Annotated in this window: 16 protein-coding genes; 6 read left to right on the forward strand and 10 right to left on the reverse strand. The window is 70.9% G+C overall.

From position 1 onward, the window contains the following. Positions 1 to 61: 61 nt before the first annotated feature. Positions 62 to 817 (reverse strand): hypothetical protein, encoded by a 756-nt coding sequence (locus AB0C19_RS09360; RefSeq protein ID WP_357181907.1) that lies wholly within the window; start codon positions 815 to 817, stop codon positions 62 to 64. 344 nt (positions 818 to 1,161) lie between these two features. Between AB0C19_RS09360 and argS the strand changes: the two genes are divergently transcribed. Continuing rightward, entirely contained in the window at positions 1,162 to 2,880 is a 1,719-nt protein-coding gene (gene argS / locus AB0C19_RS09365; RefSeq protein WP_357182400.1) for an arginine--tRNA ligase, read from the forward strand. Between the two features lie 20 nt (positions 2,881 to 2,900). Here argS and AB0C19_RS09370 read toward each other — a convergent pair whose 3' ends face one another. From AB0C19_RS09370 to AB0C19_RS09380, 3 genes are all read right to left on the reverse strand, one after another. Next, positions 2,901 to 3,242: a metalloregulator ArsR/SmtB family transcription factor gene (locus AB0C19_RS09370; RefSeq protein WP_238686609.1), complete on the reverse strand. Its 342-nt coding sequence runs from the start codon at positions 3,240 to 3,242 to the stop codon at positions 2,901 to 2,903. A gap of 190 nt (positions 3,243 to 3,432) precedes the next feature. Further along, positions 3,433 to 4,626, reverse strand: coding sequence for an endo-1,4-beta-xylanase (locus AB0C19_RS09375; protein WP_357181910.1), 1,194 nt, complete (start codon positions 4,624 to 4,626; stop codon positions 3,433 to 3,435). A 366-nt stretch (positions 4,627 to 4,992) separates the two neighbouring features. Then, positions 4,993 to 5,823, reverse strand: coding sequence for a PIG-L family deacetylase (locus AB0C19_RS09380; protein WP_357181913.1), 831 nt, complete (start codon positions 5,821 to 5,823; stop codon positions 4,993 to 4,995). A 191-nt stretch (positions 5,824 to 6,014) separates the two neighbouring features. On the opposite strand from AB0C19_RS09380, the gene AB0C19_RS09385 reads away from it, so the two are divergent. Beyond that, positions 6,015 to 6,920: an alpha/beta hydrolase gene (locus AB0C19_RS09385; protein WP_357181916.1), complete on the forward strand. Its 906-nt coding sequence runs from the start codon at positions 6,015 to 6,017 to the stop codon at positions 6,918 to 6,920. A 16-nt stretch (positions 6,921 to 6,936) separates the two neighbouring features. On the opposite strand, the gene prfH is transcribed toward AB0C19_RS09385, so the two are convergent. Together prfH and AB0C19_RS09395 are read right to left on the reverse strand one after the other, a co-directional pair. Continuing rightward, positions 6,937 to 7,554: a peptide chain release factor H gene (gene prfH / locus AB0C19_RS09390; protein WP_357181919.1), complete on the reverse strand. Its 618-nt coding sequence runs from the start codon at positions 7,552 to 7,554 to the stop codon at positions 6,937 to 6,939. Next, positions 7,551 to 8,738, reverse strand: coding sequence for an RNA ligase RtcB family protein (locus tag AB0C19_RS09395; RefSeq protein ID WP_357181922.1), 1,188 nt, complete (start codon positions 8,736 to 8,738; stop codon positions 7,551 to 7,553). Before AB0C19_RS09395 ends, prfH begins: the two co-directional genes overlap by 4 nt. A 171-nt stretch (positions 8,739 to 8,909) precedes the next feature. Between AB0C19_RS09395 and AB0C19_RS09400 the strand changes: the two genes are divergently transcribed. After that, positions 8,910 to 9,440, forward strand: coding sequence for an adenylate kinase (locus AB0C19_RS09400; RefSeq protein ID WP_357181925.1), 531 nt, complete (start codon positions 8,910 to 8,912; stop codon positions 9,438 to 9,440). A 37-nt stretch (positions 9,441 to 9,477) separates the two neighbouring features. Further along, positions 9,478 to 9,924, forward strand: a complete 447-nt coding sequence (locus tag AB0C19_RS09405) for a hypothetical protein (RefSeq protein ID WP_357181928.1) — start codon at positions 9,478 to 9,480, stop codon at positions 9,922 to 9,924. A 96-nt stretch (positions 9,925 to 10,020) separates the two neighbouring features. On the opposite strand, the gene AB0C19_RS09410 is transcribed toward AB0C19_RS09405, so the two are convergent. After that, positions 10,021 to 11,127: an ice-binding family protein gene (locus tag AB0C19_RS09410; protein ID WP_357181931.1), complete on the reverse strand. Its 1,107-nt coding sequence runs from the start codon at positions 11,125 to 11,127 to the stop codon at positions 10,021 to 10,023. 238 nt (positions 11,128 to 11,365) lie between these two features. Then, positions 11,366 to 12,019 carry a methyltransferase domain-containing protein gene (locus AB0C19_RS09415; protein ID WP_357181934.1) on the reverse strand — a complete coding sequence of 218 codons (654 nt, stop codon included), beginning with the start codon at positions 12,017 to 12,019 and terminating at the stop codon, positions 11,366 to 11,368. A gap of 119 nt (positions 12,020 to 12,138) precedes the next feature. Here AB0C19_RS09415 and AB0C19_RS09420 point away from each other — a divergent pair, with 119 nt between their 5' ends. Then, complete coding sequence (locus AB0C19_RS09420; RefSeq protein ID WP_357181937.1) at positions 12,139 to 12,894, forward strand: SDR family oxidoreductase; 756 nt, start codon at positions 12,139 to 12,141, stop codon at positions 12,892 to 12,894. A 9-nt stretch (positions 12,895 to 12,903) separates the two neighbouring features. Here the strand turns inward: AB0C19_RS09420 and AB0C19_RS09425 are convergent, their stop codons facing one another. Beyond that, on the reverse strand, positions 12,904 to 15,135 hold the full coding sequence (locus tag AB0C19_RS09425) for a hypothetical protein (protein ID WP_357181939.1): 2,232 nt from the start codon (positions 15,133 to 15,135) through the stop codon (positions 12,904 to 12,906). 148 nt (positions 15,136 to 15,283) lie between these two features. Further along, on the reverse strand, positions 15,284 to 16,255 hold the full coding sequence (locus AB0C19_RS09430; RefSeq protein ID WP_357181942.1) for an AraC family transcriptional regulator: 972 nt from the start codon (positions 16,253 to 16,255) through the stop codon (positions 15,284 to 15,286). Positions 16,256 to 16,339: 84 nt separating this feature from the next. On the opposite strand from AB0C19_RS09430, the gene AB0C19_RS09435 reads away from it, so the two are divergent. Continuing rightward, positions 16,340 to 17,308 (forward strand): SDR family NAD(P)-dependent oxidoreductase, encoded by a 969-nt coding sequence (locus tag AB0C19_RS09435; protein WP_357181945.1) that lies wholly within the window; start codon positions 16,340 to 16,342, stop codon positions 17,306 to 17,308. Positions 17,309 to 17,313: the final 5 nt, after the last annotated feature.

Consider the following 17,313-nt stretch of genomic DNA (forward strand, 5'->3'; position numbering starts at 1 on the left):
TCCATGATCCGACGGAGAACAGAACCGGTCGGTGGAAGCCGTTGTGGCGGCGGCCTCGGGGTTACCGCTGCCAGGCGTCGATGGTGCCTACGCCGTCGCGGACGACCCGGTCCAGGATGGCGGGGTTGCCGCTGGTGCCCTCCCACCCCTGGTCGTCGAAGACCGTCACCGCGCTGTCGACGCGGGCCACAGCGATCTGGCTGGACGCGGTGCCGCCGGTGCGTTCGCCGTTCAGGCTCGTCTCGGGCCACGTCCGGGTCAGCAGCAACGCCTCGTCGCCGACCCCGGGCAGCGCCTTGCTCTTGACGGTGACGCGGCTTCCGGACTGGTCGTACGAGGGGCACGCCTGTAGGGCGGTGCGGAGCCGGCCCAGGTAACCCGAGGCGCCGTCGCCGTCGAAGGTGAAGATGGTCTGATGGATCATCCCCTGCGGCACGTTGCTGGAGGGCTCGCCGGCCTTCTGGTAGGTGACTGTCATGGCAGCGCTCGCGGTGACCTGCCGGCCGCTGGTGCCGAACTCGTTGCCGCAGAGCTTCGGCAGGGCCTCCTCGACGGGTGTCGTCCGTCGCGGAGACTTGCGCAGCTCGGCGGGCAGCTCGACGAAGGCCGAGGTCGGGATGGTTACCCGGGTGCTCGCGCTCGGCGATGGCGGGTCTGTCGGGGGCGCTGATGCCGACGCGGTGGCCGGCGCGGTGGTCGCCGGGGCCGAGCCGGGCGGATCCTCGGTGGCGGTGCAGGCAGCGGCCAGTGCGACGGTGCCGAGCAGCGCGAGCGCGCGTCGCGTACGGGCCATCGACAGTGGTGTGTATCGGCTCATCATCACCCCTCGTTTGTCCCGAGGACGTTCCCTGCCCCGAGTCGACCGAAACGACAGGGGGCCCCTCGGGCATCGGCGGGACCGCGGAAATGGCGTGTCGTCGCCTCGGCCGGGCCGCTAGGCTGCCCCGCATGACCAGCGTGATCGCTCAGTGCACCGGACTGTCGTGTGACGTCCAGGTCGGTGCGGGGCGACGCCGGCGATCCGTCGCCCGCCCGCGCTGACCTGTTTCCTGCGACCGGCGGATCGAGCCGCCGGTTGTTCGCTGGTCGTCCTCGGTCCGCCCGTATCTCCCCGTCAACGGCTCACGTGGCAGCGTGGGTCCGAGCGAGATCGGCGTACTCATGGATCTTGAAAAGTTGTTGTCCGACCGGCTGGCACCGGCGTTCGCGGCGGTGGCCGGCGGCCCGGTCGACCCGCTCGTGCGGCGGTCCCCGCGCGCGGACTTCCAGTCCGACGCGGTGCTGGCGCTGGCCCGGCGGCTCGGCCGCCCGCCGCGCGACATCGCCGCCGCGGTGCTGGCGCACGCGGTGCTCGATGACGTCGGCGTGTCAGCGGAGGTCTCCGGGCCGGGCTTCCTCAACCTGACGGTTTCCGACCAGGCCCTGGCCGACCTGGTCGCCGGGCTGGCCGGTGACCCCCGGCTCGGCGTGCCGCCGACCGCGACGCCGCAGACAGTGGTGGTCGACTACTCGGCGCCCAACGTGGCCAAGGAGATGCACGTCGGGCACCTCCGCTCCACAGTCATCGGTGATGCTGCGGTCCGGCTACTGGAGTGGCTCGGACACCGGGTGGTGCGGGTCAACCACCTGGGTGACTGGGGGACACCGTTCGGCATGCTGATCGAACACCTGATCGACCTCGGTGAGGCCGAAGCCGCGCAGAACCTGTCGATGGGGGACCTGGACACCTTCTACCGGGCGGCCCGGGTGGCGTTCGACGCCGACGAGGCGTTCCAGGAACGGTCGCGGCTGCGGGTGGTCGCGTTGCAGGGCGGTGACGAGCGGACCCGCCGGTTGTGGCGGCTGCTGGTGACGCAGTCAGAGCGGTACTTCCTGACCGTGTACGACCTGCTCGACGTGACGTTGTCCGCTGCCGACTTTCGGGGCGAGAGCGCCTACAACGACCTGCTCGCAGGCGTCGTCGACGACCTGGACCGGTTGGGGCTGCTGCTGCCCAGCGGCGGGGCCGAGTGCGTCTTTCCGCCCGGGTTCACCGGCCGCGACGGCGAGCCGTTGCCGCTGATAGTGCGCAAGAGCGACGGTGGGTACGGCTACCCGGCCACCGACCTGGCCGCGCTGCGGCAGCGCGTCGGCGAGTTGGGCGCCACCCGGCTGCTGTACGTCGTCGGCCTACCGCAGCGGCAGCACTTCGCGATGGTGTTCGCCGTCGCCGAGGCGGCCGGCTGGCTCTGCCCGCCGGCACGGGCCGAGCACCTCGGCTTCGGGTCCATCCTCGGTGCCGACGGGCGGATGCTGCGCAGCCGGGCCGGTGAGTCGGTGAAGCTGGTCGGGCTGTTGGAGGAGGCGGTCGCCCGTGCCACCGACCTGGCCCGGAGCAGGAACCCGGATCTGGACGCCGGGACCGCCGAGGAGATCGGCCGCGCGGTGGGCATCGGCGCCATCAAGTACGCCGACCTGTCCGTCGACCGGACCAAGGACTACGTCCTGGACTGGGAGCGGATGCTGGCGCTGGACGGCAACACCGCGCCCTACCTCCAGTACGCGTACGCCCGGATCCGGTCCGTGCTGCGGCGGGCCGGGACCGCCGTGCGGCCGGACGCCCCCATCGTCGTGGCGCAGCCGGCGGAGCGGGCGCTCGCGGTCGAGCTGCTCGGCTTCGCGGCGGTGGTCGGCGAGCTGGAGCAGAGCCTCGAGTTCCATCAGCTCGCCGGTTACCTGCACCGACTCGCGACAGCGTTCAACGCGTTCTACGAGCGCTGCCCGGTGTTACGTGCCACGGATGATCTGCGGGAGAGTCGGCTGCTGCTGGCCGAGTTGACCGCCCGGACCCTGCGGCAGGGGCTGCGTCTGCTGGGCATCCGCACAGTGGAGCGGATGTGACGAGCCGCCTTCCGGCCCGGTCAGCGGGCCCTCTTCGTCGCCCGCTTCCTGGGCGGCGTCAACAGGTCGGCGATCTGCGCGATCGCGGAGGGCACCAGGCGGTAGTACGCCCAGACCCCGCGCTTGTCGCGTTCGAGGAGGCCGGCCTCGGTGAGGATCCGAAGGTGATGACTCACCGTCGGCTGGGAGAGGTTGAGCGCCGCGGTGAGGTCACTCACTGACGCCTCACCTTCCGGCGCGGACTGGATCAGGCTGAGCAACCGGAGTCGCGCCGGATCGGCGAAGGCCTTCAGCACCCCCGCTAGCCGTTCGGCATCGGCCCGCTTGATGGGATCGCCGGTGAGCGGCGAGATCGCAGGCATGGCAGTTTTCGCAGTTCCCACGCCTGCCATAGTGACACCAACACCATCAATAAACCGGCAGATCCGGCACCAGCCCTCCGATGGCGTCCGGATGGCGACAGCGGAACCACCGAACGTGAGTCGAACGTCGACGTCCGTGGTGGCACACGGGCCGTGTGGAGCTTCGGGAAGCTCCACACGGCCCTGGGCGTCAGCGGCGGGGTCTGGGTGCGATGCGGGGCAGGACGTAGGGCGGCCCTGCGAAGATCAGGTCGGACTTCAACTCCTGGTACGCCCGCTTGGGTTGGTAGTTCTCGTCGTAGATGGTGGCCAGGCCCTCCGGCGGGTCGTCGAACCAGCCCGGCACCCACGAATGGTTGTCACTGAAGCCCCAGACGGTGTACGACAGGCAGCTCCGCACGGCGAGGCACGCCTTCATCAGCACGCTGAAGTTCGCGGCCGACGCCTGGAGCCGAGGGTTGATCTCCTCCGCGTTGCCCGCCTGGACGCCCTCGGTCAGCTGGCTGCGGACGTCGACCTCGGTGAACGCTGTCGCGACGCCGAGCCCGCTGAACTTCTTCAGCGCGGCGGTCACCTGGAGGGTGTCGAAGTTGCCGTACTGGGTGCCCAGGTGACCCTGGGAGCCGACGCCGTCGATCGGGACGCCCTGGGCGCGCAGGCTCTTGGTCATGTCGTACACGAACTGGGTCTTGTCGTCCGCCGGGTTGCCCGAGCCGAACGCCTCGATGTTGTAGTCGTTGTAGAACAGCAGGGCCTTCGGGTCGGCCGAACGCGCCCAGCGGAACGCGTCGGCGATGTAGCCGGGACCGAGGTTCTGCGCCCAGAAGCCCTTGTAGTGCAGGGTCGACGGGGTGTCCCACGGGTCGCTGACCGCCTCGTTGACCACGTCCCACTGCCAGATCTTGCCCTTGTAGCGGTTGACGACTGTGGTGATGTGCTTGCGCAGCAGCTCGCGCAACTCCTGCTTGCTGATGGAGCCGTCGGCGACGCCGCTGGTCAACCAGGCGGGCAGCTGGTTGTGCCAGACCAGCACGTGACCGCGCACGCTCTGCCGGTTGCGCTTGGCGAAGTCGACGAACTGGTCGGCGGGCGCCCAGTTGTAGGTGCCGCGGGTCGGCTCCAGGCTCTCCCACTTCATCACGTTCTCGGCGGTGACCGAGGCGAACTCGGAGGCGACCAGCTTGCGGTACTGCGGGTCGCTGGCGTCGTTGAGGGCATCCATGTTGACCGCGGTGCCGACGTGCAGGCCGTGGCGCAGGCCGAGGGTGCCGAGGCTCTGCGTCGTGGGGTCGTACGGTCGACTCGCGGTCGCCGGCACCGTGTTCAGCGTGGCGATGGTCGCGACGGCGACCAGGCCGACGGACGACCACTGTCTTAACTTCATGTGCCTTCCCTTCCAGACGATCAATAGATAGATGTCGATCTAGGAGGTGAGGGTCCGGTGTGGGTCGGGTGGAGGCGCAAGCTGGTGGGTGACGCCGGTAGTTCCGGCCGGAAACCGGAAACTTGCTCGAAACGTTAAGCCGATCTATGTCTGGGCGTCAACGCTGAAAACTTCCGGAAATTCATCACATGACCTGCGTGGCGCTGAGTGGCCAGCGGTCGAAACTTTCGGCGGCCGGCGGCCGGCGGCCGGCGGCCGGCGGCTGGCGGCCGGCGACTGGTTCGCGTGGAGAGGTCATCGCGGCGCACGCCGCAGGCATCGTCGACCCGGTGGCCGACGATGCCTGGTGGCGCTACGGAACAGTGATCAGCGCAGACCGGCGAAGAGGTCGTCCTCCGGCGTCGGTGCGCCCGTCCGGTCCCGGACCCGTACGAAGGTCTCCACGCCCATCAGCTCGGTGAACCGCTCCTGGCCGAGTTGCAGGAAGAAGATGTTCTCGGTCTGACTGGCGTGCGTGGCCAGCGCGTCGAACTTCTGCGCGCCGTACTTGCTCGTGTCGACCCAGGTGCTGATCTCGTCGTCGGGCAGGCCGAGCTGCGGCCCCGGCTCCGCCGCCGCGTCCGGCTCGGCCCACTCGACGCCGAGCTCCTTCATGATCCGGCCGAACTCGGCGAACGCCGTACGCGGCACCGTGGTCCAGTAGACCTTCGCCGGGACGTCCGTCTGCTCGACGGCGGCCATGGTGATCCGATGGGCCTGGATGTGGTCCGGGTGGCCGTAGAAACCGTTCTCGTCGTACGTGACGATCACGTCGGGCTGGTACTGCCGAATCAGCTCCGCGAGCCGGGCCGCCGCCTCCGACACCGGCGTCGTCCAGAACGCGCCGGGCAGGTCGTTGGTGGGCCAGCCCATCATCCCGGAGTCGGCGTAGCCGAGGGTCTCCAGATGGGTGACGTTCAGCGTGGCGCAGCTGGCCTCCAGCTCGGCCTGGCGCATCGCCACCACGGCGGCCGGGTCGTGCCCCTCCTCGCCCGGCTTGACCCCACCCGGGCCGTCCCCACACCGCCCGTCGGTACAGGTCACGAGCACTGTGGTGACCCCCTCGGCGGCATAGCGGGCAAGCACGCCGCCGGTGCTCGTCGCCTCGTCGTCGGGGTGGGCGTGCACCGCCATCAGGGTCAGAGGTCGCTCAGCCATGCCATCACCCTACGGTCATCCGGCTACGGCCTTACGACCTCCACCGGGGAACGTCCGCGGAAGCCGGCATCCTACCCAGTTCGGCAGCCGTCGAGCGGTCCTTGTGTGAACGGTGCTCAGGCTCCGGGCAGGTCGCTAGATTCGTGCGTGATCAGCACATCCCGAGCAGGTCCGGACGCGGGGAGAAGTCGATGGCAAGGGCCGCTGGCGGGTTCACCGACCTGCGACAGGTCGAGGCCGGAGTGCTGAACGTCGGATACGTGGACGCCGGGCCGCCCGACGGGGACGCGGTGATCCTCCTGCACGGGTGGCCCTACGACATCCACAGCTTCGCCGACGTCGTGCCACTGCTCACCGCCGCCGGTCAGCGGGTCGTCGTCCCGTACCTGCGGGGCTACGGCACTACCCGGTTCCTCTCCGACGACGCCATGCGGAACGGCGAACCGGCGGCCATGGGGCTCGACCTCATCGCCCTGATGGATGCCCTGAACATCGACACCGCGAAGCTCGCCGGGTTCGACTGGGGCGCGCGGACCGCCGATGTCGTCGCCGCGCTGTGGCCCGAACGCTGCCGGGGGCTGGTCTCGGTCAGCGGCTACCTCATCGACGGGCAGAAGTCGGGCACCGTGCCGTTGCCGCCGAAGGCGGAGTTCGCGTGGTGGTACCAGTACTACTTCGCCACCGAGCGCGGTCGGAAAGGGTACGACAAGAATCGGCGCGACTTCGCCAAGCTGATCTGGCACACCGCGTCGCCCAAATGGACGTTCGACGACGCGACGTTCGACCGCAGCGCGGCGGCGTTCGACAACCCCGACCACGTCGACATCGTCATCCACAACTACCGCTGGCGGCTGGCCCTCGCCGACGGCGAGCCGCAGTACGCGGAGATCGAGGAGCGCCTGGCCGCGAAGCCGAAGATCACGGTGCCCAGCATCTCCCTGGAGGGAGACGCCAACGGCGCGCCGCACCTGGAACCCACCGTCTACGCCAAGCAGTTCGCCGGCCCGTACGAGCACCGGACCGTCGGGGGCGGTGTCGGGCACAACCTGCCGCAGGAGGCGCCGCAGGCATTCGCCGACGCGGTGCTGGAGGTCTGAGTCGCTGGCCTCCCGGTCACCTGGGCGTCGGACGTTCCACCCGCACCGGATCGCCACGAACCAGCCCGTCGTGGATGCGCCACCGGGCGGTGGTGACGGCACGCCGAGCCGCCTCGTCGCCCTGCTCGACGCGTTGGCGCAGCAGGTCCACTGCGATCCGGCGGTTGAGGCTGAACTGCCGCTCCTCGTCCACCACGACCACCAGGCCCGAGGGGCGGTGCGTCGCGCGTACCGCGGTGCTGGCCTTGTTCCGGTGCTGACCACCCGGCCCGCCGGTGCGGCAGGCGACGATGTCGACGTCCGCCTCGCGGAACGTCGTCGGCCGAGCGTCGCGTTCGGGCGGCTGGGCGGTGACGTACCAGTTCTTCCGGCCGACACTCGACCGGTACGGGCTCGGGGCCTGCCAGCACAGCGTCCCGGTCCACGAGGCCGCGAACGGCTCGGCGTCGACGCCGGAGATCCGGATCAGCACCGACCGGTAGGTGCCGGCGCGGTCACCGGGCACCGCCTCGACCTGCTGGATCGTCAGACCTCGGCGGACGCCCTCGCCCCGCAGGCGGTGCAGCAGTTGACCCAGTGCCCAGGCGCACTCCTGCGGCCCACGCCCGGCCGACATCAGCAGGAACGCGGTCACGAGCGGCCTCGCCGGCCGCGGTGGCCCCGCCGGTCCGGCCGTGCGGCGGACCCGAGGTCGGGCGTCTTGTAGGTGACCACTGGCGTCGTGCTGACCACCGGCGTGGCCAGCCGGTGTTCGACCAGGTCGGCGATCACCTGCTCGATGCGCTTGTACGCGGTGGGCGCCTCCTCGAAGAGGAGCTGCCGGTCACCACACACCACCAGCGAACCCACTGGGGTACGGCGTAGCTCCTCGACCGTGTGCTTGACCCGGCCCCGCCGCAGGGCGTCGGCCCGCGACATCTTGCGGCCAGCGCCGTGAGCCACCGAATGGTTGGCCTCCGGCCCGGCGTGCGCGGCCACCAGGTAGGACGCCGTTCCCCGGGTACCGGCGATCAGGACATCGCGCCCGTCACCCGGCGCCGCGCCCTTGCGGTGCAGGTAGGCCCCGTCCCGGACCTCGACCAGGTTGTGGCACTGGTCGACGATCGGCGCGGTGGGCTCGGCCCCCAACGCGTGCGCCACGCGGGCGGCCAGCACCCGCCGGTTGAGCGAACCCCAGCGCACGGCGTCGTCGTGCATGCTCAGGTAGGCGGCGGGGTCGGGCGCCGCCCCGGCACCGTGGACCTCGGTGTGCGCCCGCAGGATCCGCTCGCCCAGACCACGCGAACCGCTGTGCACGATCAGCACGAGATCGCCCGCGTCGAGCCCGAGCCGGCCTGCGTGCCGTACGTCGAAGACGGTGTCGACGCGGGCCAGCTCCACGAAGTGGTTGCCCCGGCCCACCGTCCCGAGGCCGTCGAGGTGACTGGCCGGAACGTCACAGTCGACTGCGGCCCAGGCGGGGTCGTCGGCGTCGCGTACCGGGTCGAGCGCCTGGTCGAGGTCGGGGAACCGGGCGGCGAGCCGTTCCGGTACGGCCCGCTTGAGCTTGACCGGAAACACGGCGATGCCGCAGCCGATGTCGGAGCCCACCAGGAACGGGTACAGCACTGTCGACGCCATGGCCGCGCCGATGGGCGCACCCTTGCCGGGGTGCAGGTCCGGCATCGCGGCGACGTGCCGCATGCCGTCCAGGGCGGCGACCTGTTGGCACTGTGCCAGCGCATCGGACTCGATCCAGCTCGCCGGAGAGGCGAACACCGTGACGGTGGCCGGGGCGGACGGGGGCAGGGGCTCCCGAGGGAGGTGGTGCTGGGACAAGGAGGCTCATCTCTGGCTGCGAACGTGAAAGCGGACGGCGTCACGGCCCCCGGGAGGCATCACCGGTGGCGCGGAGCAGGGGGTGGAGTCCGTCAGTACGTCATGGACTCACTCTGGCCGAGGCGCGCCAGGCACGACAACCGATTTTCCTTCACGACGTACGCTGCCGCGATGAGCGCACCGCGTCGCATCCTGGTCTACGGGGTGTACGGCTCCGGCAAGTCCACCCTCGCGGCGCGGCTGGCCGAACACCTCGGACTGCCCTGGTATCCGGTGGACGATCTGCTCTGGCAACCGGGCTGGGTCGAGGTGCCGGTCGCCCAGCAACGCAGCCGGATCGAGGAGATCTGCCGACGGGACCGCTGGATCATCGACGGGGCGTACCACGGCTGGCGAGACGTCCCGATGGCCCGCGCCGACCTGGTCGTCGGCCTGGACTATCCACGATGGCTGTCGTTCGGGCGGTTGCTCCGCCGCACCGTCCGCCGGGTCGTCACCGGCGAGGTGATCTGCAACGGCAACCGCGAGTCGCTGGGCAGTGTGCTGTCCCCGGACTCGATCCTGGTGTGGCACGTCACCGCGTTCGGCCGGGCCCGACGGCGGATGCGGGCCTGGCAGGCCGACCCGTCCGTGCCGCCAGTGGTGTTACTGCGCTCCCCAGCGGAGCTGGACGTCTGGCTGGCCGGGCTGCCCCGCCGATGAGGCCGCGCGGCCACTCGCCGAACTGAGAGGACCGAGGATGAAGTCGACGGAGACACCGGTACGCGACGAGATCGTCGCCTTCCTGCACGACTACGCGAGGGCCGTCGAGACCGGCGACAACGACGCCGTTGCCGCGAGCTACGCCGAGACGTACATCGAGGGTGACCCGGGCGGGGCGGCGGCCGTCACCAACGACGCCGGGTACCGGACCGCTCTCGACGAACGCCACGCGGCGATGACCGAGCAGTTTGGCCTGACCGGAGCCAACGTGGCGGTCCTGGACGTTCTCGATCTCGCACCGGGGTACGTCCTCGTGCCGACCAGGTGGACGTTGGACTTCGCGCCGCCCGGGGGCAAGGCCGGCAGCGCCCAGTTCGCGCAGACCTACGTGGTACGCCTCGGCGACCCCCGGCCCCAGATCCTGCTCTACCTCTCGCACGAGCGCGAGGACGAAGCCATGCGCACGTTGGGTCTCACCGGCTGAGCCTCCATTGCGAACGCGTCGCCGGCCCGCTCCCGGTGGGGAGCGGGCCGGCGACGTGACGTGGCCCGGCCGGGATCACACCGGCCGGGCCACCGATCAGGACTCGAAGCGTCGACGCCGGGCCAGGAAGAACGCGACAGCGCCCAGCACGACAAGCACACTTCCGACGCCGGTCATGGCCGGGACCGCGCCGCTGCCGGTGACAGGCAGGATGGGGTGCTTGCCGCCGCCGCCAGGTCGACCGGGAGGTCCGGGGGGTCCGGACGGACCAGGTGCTCCGGGGCTACCGGGCGCTCCGGGACTACCGGGTGCGCCAGGTGCTCCGGGGCTGCCGGGTGCTCCGGGGCTGCCGGGTGCTCCGGGGCTGCCGGGTGCTCCGGGGCTGCCAGGCGCTCCGGGGCTTCCGGACGGGCCGGGCGGGCCGGTGGGCCCGGGTGGGCCGGTCGGTCCGGGCGGGCCCGTCGGCCCGGCGCAGATCGGTGCGGTGATGGTGTTGGTCTGCAGGGTTACGGCCTCGGTGCGCGCCAGCGCGCGGCCCTGGAGGGTCGCGCCCGTGGCCATCGTGATCGCGGCCTGAGCCATGATGGTGCCCACGAAGGTGGTGCCGGTGCCGATCGTCGCCGAGCTGCCGATCTTCCAGAACACGTTGCAGGCCGACGCCCCGTTGGTCAGGACGACGCTGCTGCCCGACGCCGTCGTCAGCGAGGAGTCGATCTGGAAGATGAACACGGCCGACGGGTCGCCCTGGCCGTTGAGCGTCAACGGTCCGGTCAGTTGGGCGGCTCCGATCCGGTAGACCCCGGCGTTTAGCGTGTTGCCGCCGAGTTCCGCCGGAAGGTTGGTGAACGGGGTTCGGCCGGCGGCGTCGTTGAAGGCGATGGTCAGATCGCTCTGAGCCTGTAGCGCGACAGCGTCGCCGAGGTGCACCTCGCCGCCGATGGTTGCCGTTCCGAAGCCGGCCGCGGTGTTTCCGGGGTACCGTCCGAGGCTCTGGGCCAGGAAGCTGGTTCCGGTGTTTGTGGGCTCCGCTCCGGCCAGGACGGAGAAGTCGGCCGCCGTTCCGAGATTGACCGGTGCCTCCGCGGCGTTGGCGGCGGTCGAGCTGAAGAGCAGCAGGCTGGCTGCCACAGTGGCGGCTGCGCCAGCCGCGAGCGACGGCAGGACAACTCGCCGCCGTAGCCAATTCTTGGGTTTAGCTGTCACAGAACACCCTCCGTGGGTACTACTCGCAGGAGACGGCCAGCGAGTGGCGTCCTGCGTGATACGGCCTGTATGGCGCCGATGAGCGCGCTGACCACCACATCACGCCAGGTGTTCAAATGACAGCAAAACGGGACAATAGCTAGGTTGTAGCTTTCTGAATTGGATCGACCTTCGCGTTCGTGTTCGCCGCTTCCGCGACGGGCGGGCGGGGGCGGCAGACGATCGAGCGAATCTCGGTCTATCGCTGGACGGCCGGGAGCGGCCTGATCGCGCGGCCGAGGACGCAGGGGGAGGAGGGGCTGTTGCTGGTGGCCGGGAAACGGAACCTGCGCAGTTCCTCGACCTCGAAGCCGGCCGCGCCGATGGCGGCGACGGTGTCGCGGTTGGTGTGGCAGCCGGCGAACAGCTTGGGCCACAGTGTGGCGTCGAGGAGTCGTTGGGCGCGGTGCAGACCGCTGGACCCCTCGGCGGCCACGTGCTCGAAGAACCGCACCCCGCCTCCGGGGCGCAGCACCCGGCTGATCTCGGCCAACGCGCTCGCCTGATCGGGCACTGTGCACAACACCAACGCCACCACCGCCGCGTCGAACTCGCCGTCCCCGGCGGGCAGCGCCTCGGCGAGACCGTCGACGACAGTGACCGGAACCGGCGCGGCCGACGCGGCGCGCTCGGCGGCGGCACGCAGACGCCGCTCCGGTTCGACAGCGAGGACCTGGGTCACCCCCGGCGGGTAGTGGGCGAACATCCGTCCGTTGCCCGCGCCGATCTCGATCACCCGGCCGGAGAGGCCGGCGACCAGGTCCCGGCGGAACGCCGCAGTGCCGGCACGGTCCATGGCGACGCTGAGCCGCTCGTAGACCCGAGCGAACACCGGGTGGGACACCGTGGCCACGTCGACCTCCTGATCTCCGTCGAACTGTTCTCTGGCGATTGTCCTGCATCCGCGCACGCTTTCCGTCTTACTGGTTTGCAGCACGACTCAACCCAGTGCAGACAGGACGTGGTGCGACCATGAAGATCGTCGTCATCGGGGGCAGCGGCCTCATCGGCTCCAAGCTCGTGGACCGCCTCGCGGCCCAGGGCCACGAGGCGGTGCCGGCATCGCCGAAGACCGGCGTGAACACCCTGACCGGCGAGGGAGTGGCCGGGGCGCTCACCGACGCCGAGGTCGTCGTCGACGTGTCGAACTCGCCGTCGTTCGAGGCCGCCGCCGTACTGGAGTTCTTCGAGACCTCGACCCGGACGCTCCTCGCCGCCGCGTCGGACGCCGGGGTGAACCACTACGTGGCGCTCTCCATCGTGGGGTGCGACCGGATCCCGGACAGCGGGTACATGCGCGCGAAGGTCGCCCAGGAGAAGCTCATCGTCGCGTCCGGACTCCCGTACTCGGTGGTGCACGCCACCCAGTTCTTCGAGTTCCTCCAGGGCATCATCGACACCGCCACGGAGGGCGACACAGTGCACCTCGCGCCGGTGCTCATCCAGCCGATGGCCGCGAACGACGTCGCGGCCGCGGTCGCCGAGGTCGCGCTCGGCGCGCCGACGAACTCCGTGGTCGAGGTCGCCGGCCCGGAGCAGTTCCGCCTCGACGAACTGGGCCGAACCCTCCTCACCAAGAAACAGGACAGTCGTTCGGTGGTGGCCGACCCCGACGCCCGGTACTTCGGCGCCAAGCTGGGCGAACGCTCGCTCGTCCCGGCCGACGGTGCCCGCCTCGCCGGCACCACCCTGGACGACTGGCGTACCGGGTCGGGCAGCGGACACTGAGCCGGTCCGCTACATCGGCGTCCCGGACGGGCCGGCCCGCCCACCGAGGCGTTGCACCAACTCCTGTACCGCCTCGGTGAACGGCTTGTCGGACTCGCCCGGCCAGTGTCCGTGGATGGGTGGGGCGACGCTGTCGCCGGCGGGTGTCACCACGTCACAGGGGTCACGCTGTCGACGATCCACAGCGGCGGCCGGGTCACCGGTGGTGGCCGGCGCGGGTGCGGGACGCGGCGAGAAGATCCAGCCGCCGATGGGGTCGGTGTCGCGCCACAGGTTCACCCAGCGCCAACCCACCCGCCGGCCGATCTCGTGCAGTGCGGCGTCGTCGACGTACGCGGGGAAGAGCCGTGCGTAGAGGCGGCGCAGCGGAGATCCGTGGGTGAGCAGGGCGACCCGGTCGCCGACCTGCGGCGGCAGTTGGAGCACAGTGGCGGCGAGCAGAACCGAGCCGTGGCTGTGCCCGGTGAGCAGCACCGCGTCGCCGCGCTCGACGAGGTAGGTGATCCGGCGGGCCAGTTCCGGCACCGCTCGCTCGGAGTAGCAGGGCGGCGCGAACGGGTGGGCGGCCCGGGGCCAGAAGGTGCCGAGGTCCCAGAGGACACCGACGTGCCGGCGGTACGGCTCGGTCCGGTACGCGAAGATGCCGCCGATGATCAGGCCGAGGATGATCGCCGCGACCACCCAGCCAGCGAACGCGATGGCGAACGTGATCACGTCCGCCGGCAGTCCGATGTTCCGCTCGATGACGTCGCTCGGGACCTGCCCGAGCAGGCCGATGGTGGTGGTGGCCGTGCCGAGTCCGGCGAGGCAGCCGTAGAGCACTGCCAACGGCACCAGCTTCTCGGTGAAGCGAGCCCGGGCTATCGCGTCTCGGACCTGCCGCAACCGGGGCCCTGCCTCGGCCGGCGGGTTCGGGAAGTCGCGCGCGACGATCCCCGCGGCGGCCCGCCGTCGACCGCGACGGGAGATCAGGATGACGAGGCCGGCGATGATCGCGGTGATCAGCACCGCGCGGAAGAAGCCGTAGATCGCCCAGGTGTAGGCCCGGGGTGGGCCGGCGGCGATGCCCTCCGCGGTTGGCACGTCGCGATCCAGGAAATCCGCCACCCGGCCGACCAGTTCGGCCGAGTACGCCACCGCCATGCTGATCCCGGTGGCGGCGACGACGAGAGCGCCCAGCCCGAACAGCGGGGTGGCGTCGTGCTCCCGACGCCGGTGCCAGAGCAGCACCACGCCCAGGGCGGCCAACAGTGTCGTCTGCGCCACGAACAGGCCGGCCAGGGTCGGGTCGTAGCCGGGGAGCCCGTGCTCCTGCGGCCACGGCTGCGAGGTGGTCGGCACGTGTGCCACGACGACAACGGTCAGGACGATGGCAGCGTTCCGGAGGGTGCGGGTGACCCGATCGAGCCGCTGGTCGCCGGGTGTCCGGTCCATCAGCGGCGGTGTGCAGAGCAGCCCTACGCAGCCCGTCAGGATCACCCCCGTGATCGCCGTCAGCGCGATCGTGGCCGGCGAGGCGTCACTGGCGCCCCGGGCCAGCAGCAGGACGAGGTCCAGCGTCGCGAAGGCCGCCGCGACGTGGATGGCGCGCAAGCGGCCCACCAGCGGCTCGGCGTCCCACTGGCCGACGGTGCCGAGCCGAGACGCGGAGGTGCCCTGATCGGGTGCCCGGAAAGCCTCGAAGGTCCGCCCCGGACGGCAGCTGACCCGCCAGATCAGGCCGATCGCGGCGGCCGGGACCAGTGCGAGCACCGCCAGCCGCAGTCCGACCGGGCGTCCACCCAACCAGGACAACCAACTGCGTCCGGCCTGGCAGTCCGGCGAGGCCAGGCACTTCCAGCCGATGAGGTCCAGGGCGACGCCGGCGATGGCGAGCACGTACAACACGGTGAGGGTGAGCGCCAGCACCCGGCACAGGGACTTGACCGTCGCCTCGGAACGTGGGTTCGCCGGGCGCATCCAGATCGCGACGTTGACAAGCATGAAGGGGAGCAGGAAGACCACTGCCAGGGTGCGGGGCACGGTCCCGGAGGGCAGGTCACCCCAGCGGTACGCCTCAAGCGTCACCCCGTGCGAGCCGGTGCTGTCCAAGTACCGGGGGCGCGGCCGGTAGAACCCGCCACTGCGGTCACCGGCGACCTGCCCGATCTGTTGCAGGTCCAGCACCTGCGCGGCGCTCGCGCCGGAGACTCCGTGCACCCGTAGCTCCACGACGTCACCGGAGTCGTTCGGCCCGCTCAACCGCTCTGGTCCATCCAACGTCCCCCCGAGGCGCCTCGCCGTCCGTCCCGCGACCCAGCCTCGACGGCACGCGCCGGGGTCGCCGACCGCGGTGACGGCAGCGGGTTCTACCCGAACCAGACCCGCTCAATCCCGACCGGCCGGGGCGCTACCACCCAGGCCGGGCCCGACCGGCGGTCACCGTCGGTTCTGGTACGTCGTTCCGGCCCTCCTTCGCCAGCTCGGTGCGGTAAGCGCGCGGCGAGAGGCCGGTGGTGCGCTTGAAGGCCACGCTGAGCGCGCTCTCCGAGCCGTAACCGACGGCCTGGGCGATGGTGGCGACAGTGTCCGAGCTGCGCCGGATGCGGTCGGCAGCGAGTTCGATCCGCCACCCGGTCAGGTACTCCAGTGGGCCCACCCCGACGACCCTCTTGAATCGGGCCGCCAGCGTCGACCGGGAGACGGTGGCCGCCCGGGCGACCTCGTCCACCGTCCACGCGTGCGCGGGTCGTGCGTGCATCGCCCGTAGCGCGGGAGCGACCACCGGGTCGGTGAGACCGGCCAGCCACCCGGAGGTGGGCTGTTCGTGGCGGGCCAGGTGCAGCCGCAGGACTCGGATCAGCAGGACCAGCGCCAGGTGCTCGGCGACGAGGTGGGAGCCGAGTCGCGTGGATCGCAGTTCCGCGTCGATCTCGCCGAGGGCCCACTGGACGGTACTGGCCTCCGGGGTGTCGGCGGGCACGTGGATGACCGGCGGGAGGCTGTCCAGCAGGAGGCTGCGCGCCCGTCCGCCCAGGGCGAAGGCACCGCCGATGAGGAACACCTCGTCACCGTCGCCGACGTGCGCCACACCGTCGGTGGCGGCGGCGAAGATCGGGTACGCGGGCTGGACCGGCACGTCGGGGTCGCTGTAGAGGGTGTAGGCCGCTGGTCGGGTCAGCAGGAAGCAGTCGCCCGTACCGAGGTTGACCGGCTCGGCGTGGCCGTCGACCCGCAGCGAGCATCGGCCCCGCCGGACGGCGTTGAACTTGGCCCCGGCCGGTGGTTCGAAACCGACGGCCCAGCGTCCGCCCCCGACCAGGCCGGCGGAGACGTGGCTCGTCGCGCCGAGTAGGGCCAGGACATCCTCCAACGGATCCATCCCCACCTCTTCTGGACGCTCACGAAAGTATGAAGGACTCCAGACTATAGGCAGTCCGATCCGAGCGTTCGTAGCCTGGGTTTCATGACAGCGAACCCACGCCTCACCACCCCGTTCCACGCGCGCACCACCGCCGCCGAGGTCCTCGACGGTGTCGACCTCACCGGACGCCGGATGATCGTCACCGGGGGTGCCTCCGGCATCGGTGTGGAGACGGTGCGCGCGCTGGCCGGGGCCGGCGCCGAGGTCACCATCGCGACCCGGAATCCTCGAGCGGCCGACCGGCTCGCCGAGGAGTTCGCCACCGATGCGACCCCGGGCACGATCCGGTCGTCCGCCCTCGATCTCTCCGACCTGGCGTCGGTCGACGCCTTCGTCGCGGCCTGGCAGGGCCCGCTCGACGTGCTGGTGGCCAACGCCGGAATCATGGCGATCCCGACCCGCCAGTTGACCGCCGTGGGCTGGGAACTCCAGCTCGCGACGAATCACCTCGGCCACTTCGCGCTGGCCCGGGGGCTGCACGACAACCTGCGGGCCGCCCAGGCGGCCCGGGTCGTGATGGTCAGCTCCGGAGCACACCTTGCCGCGCCGTTCGACTTCGACGACCCACAGTTCGAGCGGCGCGCGTACGACCCGTGGTCGGCCTACGGCCAGTCGAAGACCGCGGAGGTCCTGCTCGCGGTCGGCATCACCCGCCAGTGGGCGGAGGACGGGATCACAGCGAACGCCCTCAACCCCGGATACATCTTCACCAACCTCCAGCGCCACATCGACGACGACACGATGCGGGCGATGGGCGCGATGGACGAAGCGGGCAACCTCATCGAGGCGGAGTACTACAAGAAGCCCGACCAGGGCGCGTCGACCACGGTGCTGCTCGCCGGCTCACCACTGCTCGACGGCGTCGGCGGCCGGTACTTCGACGACAACCAGGAGGCCGAGGTCGTTCCCGGTGGCCCCGACGCCACCGGCGGAGTCGCCGCCCACGCGCTGGACCCGGCCGCGGCGGACCGGCTCTGGGCGTACGCCGAGAAGGCGCTCGCCTCGCGCTGAGGACG

This window comes from Micromonospora sp. NPDC048842 (assembly GCF_040649935.1).
In the GTDB taxonomy this organism is placed as follows: Bacteria; Actinomycetota; Actinomycetes; order Mycobacteriales; family Micromonosporaceae; genus Micromonospora; species Micromonospora hortensis.

Excerpts from the sequence above, each read along its gene's own strand:
- AB0C19_RS09435 (WP_357181945.1), top strand. The coding sequence starts at position 16,340 with ATGACAGCGAACCCACGCCTCACCACCCCGTTCCACGCGCGCACCACC.
- AB0C19_RS09420 (WP_357181937.1), top strand. The coding sequence starts at position 12,139 with ATGAAGATCGTCGTCATCGGGGGCAGCGGCCTCATCGGCTCCAAGCTC.
- AB0C19_RS09405 (WP_357181928.1), top strand. The coding sequence starts at position 9,478 with ATGAAGTCGACGGAGACACCGGTACGCGACGAGATCGTCGCCTTCCTG.
- argS (WP_357182400.1), top strand. The coding sequence starts at position 1,162 with ATGGATCTTGAAAAGTTGTTGTCCGACCGGCTGGCACCGGCGTTCGCG.
- AB0C19_RS09375 (WP_357181910.1), bottom strand. The coding sequence starts at position 4,626 with ATGAAGTTAAGACAGTGGTCGTCCGTCGGCCTGGTCGCCGTCGCGACC.
- AB0C19_RS09400 (WP_357181925.1), top strand. The coding sequence starts at position 8,910 with ATGAGCGCACCGCGTCGCATCCTGGTCTACGGGGTGTACGGCTCCGGC.
- AB0C19_RS09370 (WP_238686609.1), bottom strand. The coding sequence starts at position 3,242 with ATGCCTGCGATCTCGCCGCTCACCGGCGATCCCATCAAGCGGGCCGAT.
- AB0C19_RS09430 (WP_357181942.1), bottom strand. The coding sequence starts at position 16,255 with ATGGATCCGTTGGAGGATGTCCTGGCCCTACTCGGCGCGACGAGCCAC.
- AB0C19_RS09360 (WP_357181907.1), bottom strand. The coding sequence starts at position 817 with ATGAGCCGATACACACCACTGTCGATGGCCCGTACGCGACGCGCGCTC.
- AB0C19_RS09385 (WP_357181916.1), top strand. The coding sequence starts at position 6,015 with ATGGCAAGGGCCGCTGGCGGGTTCACCGACCTGCGACAGGTCGAGGCC.
- AB0C19_RS09380 (WP_357181913.1), bottom strand. The coding sequence starts at position 5,823 with ATGGCTGAGCGACCTCTGACCCTGATGGCGGTGCACGCCCACCCCGAC.